14 protein-coding genes are annotated in these 15651 nt (G+C 45.4%); 6 read left to right on the top strand and 8 right to left on the bottom strand.

The window, feature by feature from the left end; all coding sequences use genetic code 11:
• Nucleotides 1–366 precede the first annotated feature (366 nt).
• From EP58_RS04325 to EP58_RS04310, 4 genes are read left to right on the top strand one after another with little or no spacing between them, the layout of a single operon-like run.
• Complete coding sequence (locus EP58_RS04325; protein ID WP_036090659.1) at nucleotides 367–1038, top strand: molybdate ABC transporter permease subunit; 672 nt, start codon at nucleotides 367–369, stop codon at nucleotides 1036–1038.
• 3 nt (nucleotides 1039–1041) lie between these two features.
• Complete coding sequence (locus EP58_RS04320) at nucleotides 1042–1692, top strand: ATP-binding cassette domain-containing protein (protein ID WP_036090552.1); 651 nt, start codon at nucleotides 1042–1044, stop codon at nucleotides 1690–1692.
• Complete coding sequence (locus EP58_RS04315; RefSeq protein WP_036090549.1) at nucleotides 1679–2236, top strand: molybdenum cofactor guanylyltransferase; 558 nt, start codon at nucleotides 1679–1681, stop codon at nucleotides 2234–2236. Before EP58_RS04320 ends, EP58_RS04315 begins: the two co-directional genes overlap by 14 nt.
• 21 nt (nucleotides 2237–2257) lie before the next feature.
• The gene (locus EP58_RS04310) at nucleotides 2258–3040 is read left to right on the top strand and encodes a DUF817 domain-containing protein (RefSeq protein ID WP_036090547.1); all 783 of its coding nucleotides are present in this window, start codon (nucleotides 2258–2260) and stop codon (nucleotides 3038–3040) included.
• Between the two features lie 21 nt (nucleotides 3041–3061).
• Here the strand turns inward: EP58_RS04310 and EP58_RS04305 are convergent, their stop codons facing one another.
• The 6 genes from EP58_RS04305 to EP58_RS04285 all read right to left on the bottom strand — a co-directional run bounded on the left by EP58_RS04305 (nucleotide 3062) and on the right by EP58_RS04285 (nucleotide 7566).
• Complete coding sequence (locus tag EP58_RS04305; RefSeq protein WP_036090544.1) at nucleotides 3062–3241, bottom strand: hypothetical protein; 180 nt, start codon at nucleotides 3239–3241, stop codon at nucleotides 3062–3064.
• Nucleotides 3234–3683: a hypothetical protein gene (locus EP58_RS04300; RefSeq protein ID WP_036090541.1), complete on the bottom strand. Its 450-nt coding sequence runs from the start codon at nucleotides 3681–3683 to the stop codon at nucleotides 3234–3236. Before EP58_RS04300 ends, EP58_RS04305 begins: the two co-directional genes overlap by 8 nt.
• 102 nt (nucleotides 3684–3785) lie before the next feature.
• Nucleotides 3786–4130, bottom strand: coding sequence for a PqqD family protein (locus EP58_RS04295; RefSeq protein ID WP_036090539.1), 345 nt, complete (start codon nucleotides 4128–4130; stop codon nucleotides 3786–3788).
• 128 nt (nucleotides 4131–4258) lie between these two features.
• Nucleotides 4259–6157 (bottom strand): OPT family oligopeptide transporter, encoded by a 1899-nt coding sequence (locus EP58_RS04290; protein ID WP_036090536.1) that lies wholly within the window; start codon nucleotides 6155–6157, stop codon nucleotides 4259–4261.
• Nucleotides 6158–6460: 303 nt separating this feature from the next.
• On the bottom strand, nucleotides 6461–6568 hold the full coding sequence (locus tag EP58_RS17660) for a putative holin-like toxin (protein ID WP_112859869.1): 108 nt from the start codon (nucleotides 6566–6568) through the stop codon (nucleotides 6461–6463).
• 227 nt (nucleotides 6569–6795) lie between these two features.
• Nucleotides 6796–7566: a Cof-type HAD-IIB family hydrolase gene (locus tag EP58_RS04285; protein WP_036090534.1), complete on the bottom strand. Its 771-nt coding sequence runs from the start codon at nucleotides 7564–7566 to the stop codon at nucleotides 6796–6798.
• A 512-nt stretch (nucleotides 7567–8078) separates the two neighbouring features.
• Here EP58_RS04285 and EP58_RS04280 point away from each other — a divergent pair.
• On the top strand, nucleotides 8079–8288 hold the full coding sequence (locus EP58_RS04280; RefSeq protein WP_036090531.1) for a DNA-dependent RNA polymerase subunit epsilon: 210 nt from the start codon (nucleotides 8079–8081) through the stop codon (nucleotides 8286–8288).
• Between the two features lie 6 nt (nucleotides 8289–8294).
• A complete protein-coding gene (rnjA, locus tag EP58_RS04275; protein WP_036090530.1) occupies nucleotides 8295–9962 on the top strand; it encodes a ribonuclease J1 in 1668 nt (555 codons plus the stop codon).
• A 51-nt stretch (nucleotides 9963–10013) separates the two neighbouring features.
• Here the strand turns inward: rnjA and EP58_RS04270 are convergent, their stop codons facing one another.
• Entirely contained in the window at nucleotides 10014–12314 is a 2301-nt protein-coding gene (locus tag EP58_RS04270) for a bifunctional metallophosphatase/5'-nucleotidase (RefSeq protein ID WP_036090528.1), read from the bottom strand.
• 189 nt (nucleotides 12315–12503) lie between these two features.
• Nucleotides 12504–15614, bottom strand: a complete 3111-nt coding sequence (locus EP58_RS04265) for an alpha-mannosidase (RefSeq protein ID WP_036090524.1) — start codon at nucleotides 15612–15614, stop codon at nucleotides 12504–12506.
• Between the last annotated feature and the right edge of the window lie 37 nt (nucleotides 15615–15651).

Genomic DNA, 15651 nt, shown 5'->3' with positions numbered 1-15651 from the left:
GTACCACCTCATTTTTGTTATTATATTCACAAAGAAAAACAGTAAAATTCCTATCTAATCCGATAGTACAACTTCTCCCATTTCCGCGCATCGGGAGAATCCCTATATTTTCGCGACTAATATTCTTTGACAATGCATGATTCGCATAACATAATAGAGAAGGAATACATAAAAAATCAATCCGCAGACCATTATCCAGGTTTTCATTCTGTCCCACCAAACTTCAAGCGCGCCGACAAGGGTTTAGTTCCTAGGCAAAAGCGAGTACCGAAGCGGAATGTGCGATTTGCACTCGAGCATCGGAACAGAGTTTTTAACGACGGAAATGAGCCCTTGTCGGCGCGCTTGATCGGAGGTTCAACAATTATGCTAACACCAGTCCTACACTCACTTATCATCGCGTTTGCATCCACACTTCTCGCGTTCCTCACCATGCTCCCACTCAGCTACTACTTCGCGAACCGCAAATCACGATTTCAACTCATCATTGAGATCATCATCCTGCTACCACTCGTTTTACCGCCAACCGTTGTAGGCCTGATTCTACTCAATCTGTTCGGAAAAAACGATCTTCTCGGCGCCTTTTTATGGAATAACTTCAACTATAGCTTCATCTTCACGCTCGCCGGTGCCGTTATCGCAACAACGATCATCATTTTACCAATTATGTACCAAGGCCTAAAAAGCGCGTTTCTCTCCATCGATCACGACCTCGTCTGGGCCGCACAAACCCTGTCAGCCAACGCCAGAACTATCTTTTTAAAAATTATCCTACCAAACTGCTGGCAACCAATTTTAGCAGGGATTTTACTTAGTTTTTGCCGGGCAATGGGTGAATTCGGAGCAAGCCTCATGGTCGCCGGTTACATCGAAGGAAAAACCAATACCATTGCCTCCAGTATTTACTTCATGGTCCAACAAGGCAACATGCGCACAGCCATTTATCTTGGACTCATCAATGTTATCATCGGCATTTTCGCGCTAATGATCATCCACATCCTGACCGTCCGCCAAACCAACTTAACGAGAGGAATGTAACCCATGGGACTACGCTTAAAATTCAAAAAGAAACTACCCTTTCACGACCTTGATATCAACTACGATTTCGTCGCGCCAATCACCGCCATTATGGGCTCTAGCGGCTCCGGCAAATCTACCCTATTTCAATGCATCAGCGGCCTCAAAAAAATCGACGAAGGCATCATCGAATTTGGCAACACCGCTTGGGACGATACATATAGTGATATCACCGTTCCAACCGCTGCTCGCAAAGTCGGCTACCTCTTCCAAAATCTAGCCCTCTTTCCAAATATGAACGTCTTTCAAAACATCGCATTCGGCCTAACCGTCAACAAAAAAAATCGCGCCGAAATCAAGCAACAAGTCCGCAAAATAAGCGATTACTTACAGATTTCCCATCTCCTTTTTTCCTCCGTTCAGAAATTATCCGGCGGTGAAAAACAACGCGTAGCCATGGCTCGTGCGATGATTATCAATCCGAACCTACTACTTTTAGACGAACCATTTAATGGTCTTGACGAAGATACGCGCAACATCTGTATCGAACTCGTTGGCCAAATGGCGCGCGATTTCGACATTCCTGTCATCTTTGTCACCCATTATCACCAAGAAGCCGCCTCCCTCACAGGCGAAATTTTAAAGATAAAGGATGGTCGCCTTGTCAAAAACTAAAACAATCGCAGGTATCGTACTCGCAGGTGGAAATTCCCGACGTTTCGGCGAAGATAAAGCGCTGTACAAAGAAACACCCGGCTCGCCGACATGGGTTGAACAAACCGCCGATAAAATGCGCCCACTTGTCGATCACGTCTTCATCGTCACGAATCAACGCCTATTCCCAAGCATCCAAGCACTATTCCACGACGGCACAACAACCGTCCTAACCGACCAAGAACCGTTCGTCGACAAAGGACCACTCGGCGGCATTCACGCAGTCATGAACGCCAGCAATTACGATCACTACCTACTCTCACCAACCGACACACCACACATAACGACCGCCATTTTCGCCGAGCTCATCCATCAGGGAAATGCCTATGCCGCAACCGAGACCGCGCAACACTACCTAACAGCCTGCATCCCCCCTTGCAAAAACGAAATCGAGGCCATGTTACGCGCAGATAACCTTCGCATTCGGCAATTATTACAAACCATCGGCACACAAAAACACCTTTTTCCAAGCGACACCCCATTCCAAAATAGAAACTACAAATAATCATTCTTCTGGAGGTACCACATGCGTTTCCTATCCCTGCTCTGGCAATTCACCTGGACACAAATACTCTGTTGCATCTTCCCAGCCATCATTTTTCTCTCGCTCGCCTTTTCCAAATACGTCAATATTCCCTTCCTTCCAAGGTACGATTTACTGCTCATCATCTGCATCATCGCCCAATTACTTTTGATCAAATTCGGCCTCGAAACGTGGGACGAACTCAAAGTCATCATGCTTTTTCACATCATCGGTCTCGTTCTTGAAATCTACAAAATCCAGATGGGGTCCTGGGCCTATCCAGAAGACGCTTACACAAAAATTCTCGGCGTCCCACTTTACAGCGGCTTCATGTACTCAAGCGTCGCCAGTTACATTTGCCAAGCCTGGAAACGCTTCGATCTCACCGTCAAAAATTGGCCCAAAAGCAGCTACGTCATCATCCTTTGCGCCGCGATTTACCTCAACTTTTTCACCCATCATTACATCTGGGACTTGCGCTACATACTCATTATCGCCGTCCTAATTCTGTTCCTGCGCACCGTCGTATCCTTCACAGTCGGCGACAAACGCCTGAGGATGCCACTATCCCTGTCCTTCCTGCTCATCGCATTCTTCATCTGGGTCGCAGAAAACATCGCCAGCTTCTTCGGCGCCTGGTACTACCCTGACCAAGAAGTCACCTGGCGACTCGTCGGCTTCGGCAAAATCACCAGCTGGTACCTGCTTATCATCATCAGTATCATGATTATCGCCGAACTGAAATTTCTCAAAAAAGACCGCGAAAACCCACCGATTCACGATTGATTCGGTGGGTTTTCTCACATACTATTTATCTTTTCTTCGTTCACGGATATACTTATTACAATAAAAATAGACCATAAAAACAGCGATAAAAATAAGAATGCGATACATATCCGAAAAACCGTAATCCGGAATAAAAATCAAGCAACCAATAATCCCCGCAACTATACATCCCAAAATATTAAGCCGAACTTGCCTAGTCATACACAAGCTCCTCGCCTTTGATTCGCTTATCATAAGGAACCAACTCCAAATCTATCCCCTTTTGCGCTTTCAGTTTCAAAAACGCCTCCAAATCAAGCGGACCATAAGGCTTCTCCCACTCCAAATCAAAAATCCAATACTGTGGATTCCGATGCTTCAAATGACGCGCGCCGACTTCCTCCGTGTCCTCCGACTTAGCAATCAAATACGCCTCGTCCCAATCCAATGCCACGATATTCCCAATTGTTTCTTCCGTATCATCCACAGCAACCGTGAACACATTATCCATTGCCCCATCAGGATATTTCCGCACAAAATCATGCTCCATCGTGTTAATCGCCACAATTTGATACTTATCATTCACAGCAATTTCATAATCACCAGCCCCCGAACAACCAGCCAGCGCCAATATACTCAAACTACCAATCCATTTCTTTATCATCTAAATTCACTCTTTTCTGCCATTTCCCTATGTAAAACTATCCCAATCCACCTTATCATAAAAAAACAGCGAAGACCAAAAATCTGATCTCCGCCACTATCCCTATCCTCTTTTCCACTTCAACCAACTATACGAATCCATAATCTGCAAGAAACGAACCAACCTCGACAAACTCATGCCATCTTCGTTCCCAAACGTCCGTGAAAACCGTTCCTCCATCTCTGGAATCGATGTCTCCCCGTCCATTTGCGAAAGGATAAAATAACCATGTTCATCGAGCTTAATACGCCGTTCCGTAGGCTGTTTCAAAAGCTTCGTCGCCACGCGCTCCAACCAAGCCGAACGCGGCACAATCAAGTACTTCTCCTGCTCCGCCACTTCCAAAAACAGATCATCCTTCAAAACTGGAATTTCTTCCAACATATTTCGCCGTTCTTTTTTTCGCATAGAATCAATCCCTCCTTATGTCCAACCATTTCAAAGCGACAAATGATTAGATGCTAGGCAAAGGCGAGTACCAGCGCGCGCACGAGCACTGGAACGGAGCCTTTAACGACGCAGACGAGTCTTTGTCGCTACGCTTTTTGCTTACGTGGTACTGTTGAGAAATACAGCAATGTACACACAATCAAGAATACCAAGAACGGTAACCATTGATTCGAAAGCAAGTACTCTGTCGGGATAATATTCGGGTTAATCGAAATCGCAAACGCGATAATCACGCCTAGAAGGGATTCTCCAGCAATTAAACCGGACGCAAACAACGTTCCACGCTCAATTCGTTCCGCTTTTTCCTTGTCCTTTTTCAACTTGATTACTTGGTTCACGATCAAACGCACAAATCCACCGAACATAACCGTCGCACTGATGTTTAGCGGCAAGTATAGGCCTACTGCGAAAACAAGCGAGTTCATGCCTAGGAATTCGATCACGACCGCAATCGAAACCCCGATAAAGATTAACGTCCACGGCAAATTACCATTCAAAATTCCTTCTGCCAAGATTTTCATCAACGCCGCTTTTGGAGCTGGCAAGGCTTCTGAACCCATGCCGTACGCGTTATCAAGCAATGTCAAAATGTAACCCATCACAAGACCGCTGGCAATCACACCAATCATCATCGCGACCTGTTGCTTCCAAGGCGTCCCACCAACGAGATACCCGGTTTTCAAATCTTGTGAAATATCGCCCGCAACCGCAAGCGCCGTACAAACAATCGCTGCAACCGTCAATGTTAAAACAATACCTTCTGTACCGCTGTAACCGAACGATTTATAAGCAATCGCCACAATCAGAAGTGTCGCAATCGTCATCCCCGAAACTGGCGAAGAAGAACTACCAACAATCCCAACAATCCGGGATGCCACGGTAACGAATAAGAATCCGAAAATCGCAATCGCCAAAGCGCCGATAATCCCAACATTCGTAAATGGATCAAACGCAATGATAACAATCAAAACCGTAATCCCAATCAAAACCCATTTCATCGGAATATCTTTATCCGTACGCTCAATTTCAAGCATTTTCTGACCTTTATTTTTATTCAGACCAACCATCGTACTGCGAAGCGTCTGCACAATCGCCGGCATCGTTTTTGCAAGTGTAATCAAACCACCCGCAGCAACCGCACCCGCGCCAATATAGCGAATGTAGTTATCCCAAATCATGCTCGCATCTAACGTTTTCAAAGCTTCTGACGCTGGGAAAATCACATCCGAACTACCCGCACCGAAAAACGCGATCGATGGGATCAATACAAGCGACGCCATCAAACCACCCGCCACCATCTGACCTGCAATCTTTGGCCCAATAATGAACCCAACGCCGAGCAGCGCCGGATAAATTTGCGTCCCAATAAACGCATTTTGGAAATTATAAATCCCCGTCTGCACGTCGCTTCGGAACACCTTGAATCCATCTGTAAGAACTTTCACAAGAGCCCCAACCCCGAAACCAAATACGACGAGTTTCGCTTGCGCCCCGCCACCTTTTTCACCCGTTTTCAGAACTTCCGCACAGGCCGTTCCTTCTGGATATGGCAACGTTTCGTGTTCATTAACAATCAGCATTCTTCTAAGCGGCACCATCATGAATACGCCTAGGAATCCCCCCGTTAATACGATGAACACCAACATAATTTGGTTGATATCCACGCCAAGCATAAAGAGCGCCGGAATCGTAAATACTGCACCCGCTCCGAGCGCTTCCCCAGCTGTCGTCATCGTTTGTACAATATTATTTTCTAAAATTGAATCCCGCCTAAAAATACCACGCAAAATTCCCATCGAAATAACTGCCGCTGGAATTGACGCCGATACAGTCAAACCTACTTTGAGCCCCAAGTAAGCATTTGCCGCACCAAATAAAATAGCGAGAATAATACCAAGAACAATAGAAGTTACTGTCAATTCTGGCAATGACTTGGAAGCAGGTATGTAAGGCTGAAATTTCTTGCTACCCATTTTATCACTCATTTTGTAACGTCTCCTTTTTATGTTTTGTATAATCTTTGTTCCTTTAAAGCAAAGATTCAGTATCTATTTTACCGCTACCTCTCTATTTTCGCAATGGATATCTGGAAGAAAAAACAAGAATGTACATTCATTGCTTGAGTAATGATGCAGAGTTATGTTATAATTAGGGCAAATAAAAAGAGAGCCGTGGTGGTACACGACTCCCTAGTATAGAATGACGTAAGCCGCTTAAAAGACGGTGACTTTCGTTAGATGTTCAAGAACCCACCTAATCTCTGGTCAGAGTGTAGTAGATGGGTTTTTTTATTTGTCGTCCTTCATCGCTTGCACAATTACGATAACTAGCTTGAGAAAGGATAAAATAAACATTCCAACCCCAAGCGCCATCATAATCGATTCCGCAACTGACATCAGGCATTTCCTTTCTCCAGATTTGATAGCCTACATACATAAGCATCACTCCCTTCAATTAGAAAGCCACCATCCTTTACATACCTTACTCTACGTGACTATTATACCATGATATTTCCTATTATTCAGAATAAAGATTATTCGATAAACTACTATTTCCAAGCGATTCTAATTACTCTTATCGCACTACAAAAAAGGCGAATCCACGTTCCGATTCGCCGCCTCGCTTATAATAATCCTAATCGTTGCAATCCTTTCAAAACCCCGTCATTATCCACGGAATCCGTCACGAAATCCGCAATCGCCTTCACTTCATCACGACCATTTTCCATCGCGACTCCCGTGCCGACTTCTTGCAACATTTCGATATCATTCAAACCGTCGCCAAACGCGTAAGCATCTTCAATTTTGAAATCCAAGCGCTTCAACATTTCGCGAATTCCCACTGCTTTTGACCCATTCGCCGGTGCCACGTCCATCGATACGTCATGCCAGCGTAAGAAGCCATATTCAGGAAAATTCTCCTTATAAAAAGCATCATGACTCTCGTCCGCAAACAATAAGCATTGATACAACGTCCGACCTTTGTAAAACTCGGCATCAAGCTCCGGATACCCTTCTTTAAGCGAGTTCATTCCCTCGTGCACCTTATGATGATCCGGAATATTCGTCCGCAACGTCTCCTCATTCATGAACACAAGCGGATGATCCAAATTCTCCGTAATCTCAATCAAACGCTCCATTGACGCCTGCGGTAGCGGATTATCAAACACCATCTCCCCCTCAAACACAACATATTGTCCATTGAAACTCACGTATGAATTAATATTCAATTCCTCACATATATCTTTCAGTAAAAAAGGCGCCCGTCCAGAAGCAATCGCCACATAAACACCCTTATCCTGCAAGTCTTTCACTGCTTTTCTCGCTGAATCTGGAATCTCCTTGTTGTCATTTACCAACGTACCATCTACATCAAAAAACACAATTTTCTTCATCGCTCAAATCTCCTCAGACCAAATTTGCGGGAAAAAATGCACCCATTACTACTCACCACTAAGTATACCAAAAAAAGTGCGCTAGCGGGCAGAAACTATATCTAAAACACGATTTTCTAGCTTTCTATGACTTTTTCGAGCTATTTAAGTATATTGTAGTAGCATTTATCGTTTTTTATGGTATATTAGAACTCAAGGATAAAAGTTCGGATCTTGTTTTTACAAAGAAGTGACTCGTTGAACCTACCGCGAATTGAAATCATTATCTGCCCATTTTGTTTAAAATGCGTAGAATAATGGTATTCAATTGGAGTAGGCGAAAAAAACGCAGAATGTCATGCTATATTCTAAAATCGTAGCCAACCTTTAGACGCACGGCTACCATTGTTTCTTTTTGCCTTTTTAACTGGGTCATCCCTCTTTATCCATGAAACCGTATGTAAATAGATTGCAAATGAGGAGCAATGCTATTTTTACAATGAATAATAACGAAACATAAAGGAGAGAAAAAAATGATTTTTAAAGTTTACTATCAAGCAACAAAAACCGAAACACCTGTCAGAGAAAAGACACAATCCATCTATGTGGAAGCAGGTAGCGTGCCAGAAGTGCGCGTTATTCTAAAAGACCAACCCTTCCATATCGAGCTAGTAGAACAATTGAGCGAGGCGCACCTACAATATGAAAAACAAAATGAAGATTTCCAACTGTGGGGGCAGTAATCCGCTATGAAATTTGTAAAAAATAATGAAACAGCTGTTTTCGCACTCGGTGGTCTAGGCGAAATCGGAAAAAACACTTACGGCGTGCAATTTCAGGACGAAATAATCCTCATCGATGCTGGTATCAAGTTCCCAGAGGACGAACTACTCGGCATTGATTACGTTATTCCTGATTACACATACCTCATCAAAAACAAAGAAAAAATTAAAGGCTTGTTTATCACGCATGGTCACGAAGATCATATCGGTGGCGTTCCTTACTTGCTTCGCGAACTAAATATCCCCGTCTACGCTGGGAAACTCGCGGCAGCACTTATCCGCAACAAACTGGAAGAACACGGTCTACTGCGCCAAACGAAAATTTACGAGTTTGAAGAAGAAGATGTTTTCAAATTCCGCAAAACAAGTATTTCGTTCTTCGCAACGACGCATAGTATTCCAGACTCTTACGGCATCGTTGTCAAAACCCCATCAGGAAACATCGTGCACACAGGCGATTTCAAATTCGATTTCACACCTGTTGGCGAACCTGCGAACTTAACAAAAATGGCGGAAATCGGCAAAGAAGGCGTGCTATGTCTCCTTTCAGATTCCACGAACGCGGAAGTTCCTAATTTTACAATGAGTGAGCGCATCGTTGGGGAAAGTATCAAAAATATTTTCCGTGATGTCGATGGTCGGATTATTTTCGCGACGTTCGCATCCAACATTTATCGCTTGCAACAAGTCGTAGAATCATCCGTCGCAACTGGTCGTAAAATTGCGGTGTTCGGTCGTAGTATGGACTCTGCCATCACGATTGGTATTGAGCTCGGCTACATTCAAGCGCCAAAAGATACGTTTATCGAATGGGGTCAATTGAACAAACTACCCGCGAACGAAGTCACCATTCTTTGTACCGGTAGTCAAGGAGAACCGATGGCCGCACTTTCGCGTATCGCGAATGGTACCCATCGTCAAATCCAAATTCAGCCCGGTGATACAGTGGTCTTCTCCTCTTCACCAATTCCAGGAAATACGATCAGTGTTAACCGCACGATCAACCTACTTTTCCAAGCTGGTGCAGAAGTAGTTCACGGTAAAGTCAACAATATCCACACATCTGGTCACGGTGGCCAGCAAGAACAAAAACTAATGCTTCGTCTTATGAAGCCAAAATATTTCATGCCGATTCATGGTGAGTTCCGCATGCAAAAGATGCACGCTCAATCTGCGTTCTATTGCGGCGTACCTCATGAAAACAGCTTCATCATGGAAAACGGAGATGTGTTAGCCCTAACCGCTGATTCCGCGCATGTTGCAGGTAAAATCCAAGCAGCAAACGTGTATATCGACGGTAGCGGAATTGGCGACATCGGTAATATCGTATTGCGCGATCGCCGTGTCCTTTCCGAAGAAGGCTTAGTGATTGTCGTTGTATCGATCAGCGCGTCGAAAAATAAAGTCATGGCTGGTCCAGATATCATTTCACGCGGTTTCATCTACATGCGCGAATCTGGCAACCTGATAAATGAAGCGCAAGGCTTGTTACGCCGCCATCTCAACAAAGTGATGGATAGCAAAACAACACAATGGTCTGAGATTAAAAACGAGGTTACAGACACGTTACAACCATTCTTATATGAAAAAACAAAACGCCGTCCGATGATTTTACCGATCATTATGGAAGTGTAGTATAGAAAAAGGCTCCGATCAGAGATTACTGATTGGAGCCTTTTTGCGTGATTAAGCTTTGCGTCTTATATAGTATAGACCAACGCCAACTAGCACTAATCCGCCTAGCACAACGCCTGTTTGATCTTCATCACCCGTTTGTGGCAAGTTTGTATTTTCCACAGGTGTCACCACTGAATCCGCATCACCATTTACAGGAGGATTCACTGGTTCTGGCGTCACGGTGCCGCCATTTCCATTATCTGTATCCGGGGTATCCGGTGTTTCTGTACCACCGCCATTATTATCCCCAGGAATCTCTTCGCCGCCACCATTATCAATCGGATCAGCAGCCATAACTGCTACCGTAAATACCTTGCTGTAACCGTCTGCATCCGTTATCGTGACACCGAATGTTTCTCCTTCTTTCAAGTTTTCACCGCTCATATCGATTTCAAAATTGCCGTCTGCGTCCGCGACAACTGGCGCTACTTTCGCCTTCACTGCCAACGTATCTAGCGTCACAGTCGCACCTGGAATAGTTTTACCTTTAAACACAGCATCTTTTTCTTTATACGATACAAAAGTCGTGCTATCCGTGATGGCTTGAATCGCCGCATCTTCTTTTTCCTTCGCTATTTCGGCTTCTGTTTTGAATACCTTACGACCAAGTTCTGGCGTCACCAATTTGCTTTGCGACTGAATGTAGTTGATGAATGTGTCTGTGTCTGGATCGATGACATCAACTTGCTTCCCTTTCGTAAACGCGGAGAAAGAATCGCCGCCACCAAATAGGAAATCGTTAATAACAACGCGGTAAGTCGCTGCTGGATCTAGTTTCGTGCCATCTTCCTTCATCACATCAACGACACGCTTTTCGCCCGCATCATTTTTTGTGTACGTGTATTTTAAACCAGAAACTTGTAAAAAGTACTTTTCAGATTCGTCGTATTGCTGATTCAATGCTTCGATAATGTCCGCGCCAGAAAGCTCGACCACTTGCAAGATATTCCCAAAAGGTTGAACGGCTTGCGCTGCGCCCCATGTCACTGCGTAGGAACCGTTCGCTGCAGTTCCAACAAGGTCGGCACGAATTCCTCCATTGTTTGTCATCGCAAAATCGACAGCAATTCCTGCTTGTTTCGCCATTTCGCGCTGGCCATCTGTGATTAGATTTCCAAGTGGTGATTCGTTGTCCGCATTCGTATCACGCGTCAAAGCAGCGCTATCCATTTGCCCTATTGGCTTACTGATGACAGGATTCACCAATGCATACGCTTCATCAATGACACTGCGAACTGCCGCATCTGGCGTCACATCTTGCAAATTATATTTAATTTCTGCATTCGGCGTTGTCTCAAAATCTTTCGTCGTTTTATTGAGGACACCCGTCACATTGGAATACGCTTTTCCGTTATTGTAACTTTGCACCAAACGCGTACTACCAACTTTTCCGTTCGTATATTGGTGATTATGACCCGCTAAAACAAGGTCCACGCTATTGTTTGGCGCAATTTGATTCACTTTATTAATCATGTCAACCGCCGCGCCAGAAACTGCGCCTTCCCCGTTCGTCGGATTTCCAGGAGTGAGCGCTGGAACGTGTGATAAAACAACGATTGCCTTCACGCCTTTTGCTTGGAGTTCCGCCGAGTATTTCGCGATAGTTTCCGCTTCGTCTAGGAAGTTGAAATTTTGAATATGATTGGCGAGTACAAGAGATGGGATTTCTGTCGTCACAACGCCGATAAAGCCGACATCCACGCCGCCCATATTTTTAATCTCGTAAGGTTTGAAACCATAAGGAATCGCACCATCAGACTTGTTCACCACGTTCGCAACGACAATCGACATATCGGATGCCTCATGATCGTAATTTTGCGTGATTTCATTAAAGTCCGTCGTATCTCCACCATCTAAAATTCGTTTATATTCCGCTAAGCCTTCGTCAAATTCATGATTTCCAAGCGTTCCAATTTCGAATTTCATCCGATTCAATACTTTGATCGTCGGTTCATCTTGCAATAATCCTGAAACGGCTGGGCTCGCGCCGACCATATCTCCCGCTTGCACGCGTATCGAATTACTTGCCGCGTTATCCGCTAAACCATTCGCTGCTAAAAATGCCGCTTCTGAATTATTCAGATTTGTTGCCAAATAATCGGCACCGCCAATTTTTCCGAGTGGTGAGCTAGAAGGCGTGTCCAATGCGCCGTGGAAATCATTGACTCCTAGTATTTGCACAGGCACAAGGTTCGGGTCCACCGCTGCCTCCGCCGAGTTTGCATTTCCACCGAGCGCTGTCGCCCCAATTCCAACCGTCAAACTTGCTGCTAACACAATCTTTAATCCCTTTTTGTACATTTTATTCACGTTTTAAATTCCTCCCTTTTTATATGTGCGGTAAAAAGTTATGTATGTAAATTAGCGATTCTACCACACTTGTAAGCGTTTTAGTCGTACTCCATCATTGTAACAAAAGCCACACCCCATTTCAATACAATTAAGATACCTTAACGAAACAGTAATATTATTTACCGTCCTCGTTAAGGTATCATGCTCTTATTTCAACTTAATTTTGAACGTTTTCACCTCATATGGCGTGACTGAAAAGGTCCATTCTCCTGTCTCCTCCTCACCAATTGGACGTTCCATCAAATCACATTCCTGCCATGATTTTATTTGGAAATCGCTCGTCATTATCACCTTACCCCGTCCGCCTGTATATTCATGCAACCGAACTATAATCGCATCGTCATCCTCCGCTTTTTTCAGAGCATCAATTTGAATTTGCTCATTATTTGACTGGAGTAACGAACGATTATCATGCGAACCAAGCGCAGCACGAAGCGGATTGTTAAGCGCCCAAGCCTCTTGTACCACGTCACCTTCCACAAAATCGCCTGCATGAGGTAGTAGGGAATACGTAAATACATGCTCGCCTTGATCTTGCGTCACATCTGGATACGTCGCCGATTTCAACAACGTCAAGCGCATCACATGATCTTTAATATCGTGTCCATATTTACAATTATTCAAAATACTGACACCATATCCCGTCTCACTTAAATCCGCCCATTGATGCCCAACCGTCTCAAAACGTGCATAATCCCAGCTCGTATTCCAATGCGTCGGACGCTTCACATTCCCGTATTGAATATCATACGTCGCTTCCGTCGCCATCACATCCACAGGGAACGCCACTTTTAGCAATTGTTGCTTCTCATGCCAATCCAGCTCCGTTTCAAAATCAATCCGCGCACTGTCACGATAAAAATGAATGTTTTGCGAAATCATCGAAGCACCGTAAGTCCATCTCATCTGCAGCGTCGTTTGCAGTTCACCATTTTGAACCACCATCACACTTTCCAACTGCGTCACCTCACGCATTTTTTCCTGGTAATAAATATCAATATCCCACGCATCAAAATTCAGCGGTTTATCCTCAAAAACTTGCAGCACATTGCCGCGCTCACCTTTTGCAAGGACATCTCGTTCATTCGCCTTATCAAAAATCGCCGTGAATTGCCCGGCTTCATTCCAAGTGACTCGGTAGCGATTCGTCTCCAAACCGCGATCATGAACTTGCGCCAATGGCTTCCCGTCAGACGGTTTCGTATCCACCTCATACGTCAGCGTCGCCGTCCCCATCGAAGGCAAGCCATCCACAGCAACCAGCCAACTCCCCGCTAAATTCCGCTGCGCATCCAACCGTTTCCCATCCGCATCCTTCCAAATCACCGGCTCATCCGTCGCAATCGCGATCTCCGCCAAACGCGGTCGCTCCCAAATCGAACTATTCAGCAACGTCATCTTATTCGGCGCATCCTCATCCATCGCACTCATCTCGTCATACGCCATCAATGCCAAATTCTCCGCCTCATCATACTCCACAACACAATCCTCGTACACCTCATGAATCGACGAACCCGGAATAATATCATGGAACTGATTCCGCAACACAATGCGCCAACTCTCCTGCAAAAGATCACTCGGATACGCCGCAAAATCTCCCGTCCGCGCCGCCTGCAACACTTGGAACCATTCCGCATCCCGAAGCAGCAATTCCAATTTCCGGTTCATTTTCTTGTTATGCGCCTGCGAAGTATACGTCCCGCGATGATACTCAAAATAAAGCTCGCCATTCCACGTATGCACGTACTCCTCCGAATTCTCAACCCGCTCATGCAACCGCTCAAAATAAGGCCCCGCCAGTCCCGTCTCTACTTTTGGCATGCCCGGCATCCTGTCAAACCGCTCAATCATTTCCAGCATCTCGCGCGTCGGACCACCGCCACCATCGCCATACCCGTACGAAACGAGCAACTCCTGATTCAGATTCTTGTCATTATAACTATCCCAAACGCCCTTCACCGCACGCGCCGTAATGTTCCCATTGTACGTGTAATAAATATCATGCGCATTATCTGGCGTCGTAATAAAATGCGTCAAAATCTCCGAACCATCAATCCCGCGCCACCAAAACGTATCATGCGGCATCTTATTAAACTGATTCCAGCTGATTTTCGTCGTCATAAACGTCTCAATCCCTGACTTCTTCAAAATCTGCGGCAACGCCCAACTATACCCAAACACATCCGGCAACCATAAAAACTTGCTCTCCTTGCCAAACTCCTCCTTAAAGAACCGCGTCCCCTGCAAAATTTGGCGCACCAACGACTCACCAGACGGAATATTACAATCCGCTTCCAGCCACATTCCGCCGTCCGCTTCCCAACGCCCGTCCGCAACCCGCGCCTTAATCTTCGCATAAATATCCGGATAATCCTCCTTAATATACGCATACAACTGCGGCTGCGACTGCAAAAACTCATAATTCGGATACTGCTCCATCAAACGCATCACCGTCGAAAAGGAGCGCGCCGACTTCTCACGCGTATGCTTCAAACGCCATAACCACGCCACATCAATATGCGTATGCCCGACACACGTCACCGTCACATCAAAATTTTTCGGCATCGCATCAATTTTCGCATTCAGCACCCGTCCCGCCTCATACAACGACGCCAAATGCTCCGCGCCTCCGGGATTCGCCCAATCAATCACCCGAAAACTATGATCCAGCGCCTGCATCAAACCATAACGCTCCGTGCTGTTCTCCGCCAAATAATCAAGCGTTTGCAATGCCGCCAAAGCCGTATAATAAAGATCATCCACCGCAACATCCAAATACCCAATAAACGCCGCATTCAGTCGATGCTCCTGCGTCCTAACCTGACCGCCACCCTCAAGCCCAGACCAAAGCCTAAACGTCAACTCCACCCGCGTCCCCGCAAGCGCATCATCAAAAAACACTTCCTTATGATTCTGATCCACACCCTGATACGGCTCGCCATCGACAAACAACAACGACTCAAAACCAGCATTATTCCCATCGCCCGTCTTCCCAAAATCAAAAAATCCGAGAATCCGACAACCCTCCCGTTTCTCCGGCAACACAACGCTCGCCCGCAACCAAACGTAACGATCCCGCCCACGCCAATCCGATCCCAGCGCAATCGTCTCCTTGAAATCCAGCCCAACCGGGTAACTCCCAATCGCCCCATCTAGATCTTCCAATATACCAAAATCCGAGACAACCTCCGATTTCACATAACGATATTGACTAAGCTCCGCATTCCGATTCTGCACCTTTTCCTTCGTCCAAAACATACCCTCACACCTTCCAGTTAGTTAAACGCTTTCATAA

Source organism: Paenilisteria newyorkensis (assembly GCF_000766145.1).
Classification (GTDB): domain Bacteria; phylum Bacillota; class Bacilli; order Lactobacillales; family Listeriaceae; genus Listeria_A; species Listeria_A newyorkensis.
The sequence above is the reverse complement of the archived record's forward strand: the minus strand, read 5'-3'. Positions and strand labels throughout refer to the sequence as shown.

Excerpts from the sequence above, each read along its gene's own strand:
- EP58_RS04280 (WP_036090531.1), top strand. The coding sequence starts at position 8,079 with ATGATTTTTAAAGTTTACTATCAAGCAACAAAAACCGAAACACCTGTC.
- rnjA (WP_036090530.1), top strand. The coding sequence starts at position 8,295 with ATGAAATTTGTAAAAAATAATGAAACAGCTGTTTTCGCACTCGGTGGT.
- EP58_RS04295 (WP_036090539.1), bottom strand. The coding sequence starts at position 4,130 with ATGCGAAAAAAAGAACGGCGAAATATGTTGGAAGAAATTCCAGTTTTG.
- EP58_RS04310 (WP_036090547.1), top strand. The coding sequence starts at position 2,258 with ATGCGTTTCCTATCCCTGCTCTGGCAATTCACCTGGACACAAATACTC.
- EP58_RS04300 (WP_036090541.1), bottom strand. The coding sequence starts at position 3,683 with ATGATAAAGAAATGGATTGGTAGTTTGAGTATATTGGCGCTGGCTGGT.
- EP58_RS04285 (WP_036090534.1), bottom strand. The coding sequence starts at position 7,566 with ATGAAGAAAATTGTGTTTTTTGATGTAGATGGTACGTTGGTAAATGAC.
- EP58_RS04290 (WP_036090536.1), bottom strand. The coding sequence starts at position 6,157 with ATGAGTGATAAAATGGGTAGCAAGAAATTTCAGCCTTACATACCTGCT.
- EP58_RS04265 (WP_036090524.1), bottom strand. The coding sequence starts at position 15,614 with ATGTTTTGGACGAAGGAAAAGGTGCAGAATCGGAATGCGGAGCTTAGT.
- EP58_RS04320 (WP_036090552.1), top strand. The coding sequence starts at position 1,042 with ATGGGACTACGCTTAAAATTCAAAAAGAAACTACCCTTTCACGACCTT.
- EP58_RS04325 (WP_036090659.1), top strand. The coding sequence starts at position 367 with ATGCTAACACCAGTCCTACACTCACTTATCATCGCGTTTGCATCCACA.
- EP58_RS04305 (WP_036090544.1), bottom strand. The coding sequence starts at position 3,241 with ATGACTAGGCAAGTTCGGCTTAATATTTTGGGATGTATAGTTGCGGGG.
- EP58_RS17660 (WP_112859869.1), bottom strand. The coding sequence starts at position 6,568 with ATGTCAGTTGCGGAATCGATTATGATGGCGCTTGGGGTTGGAATGTTT.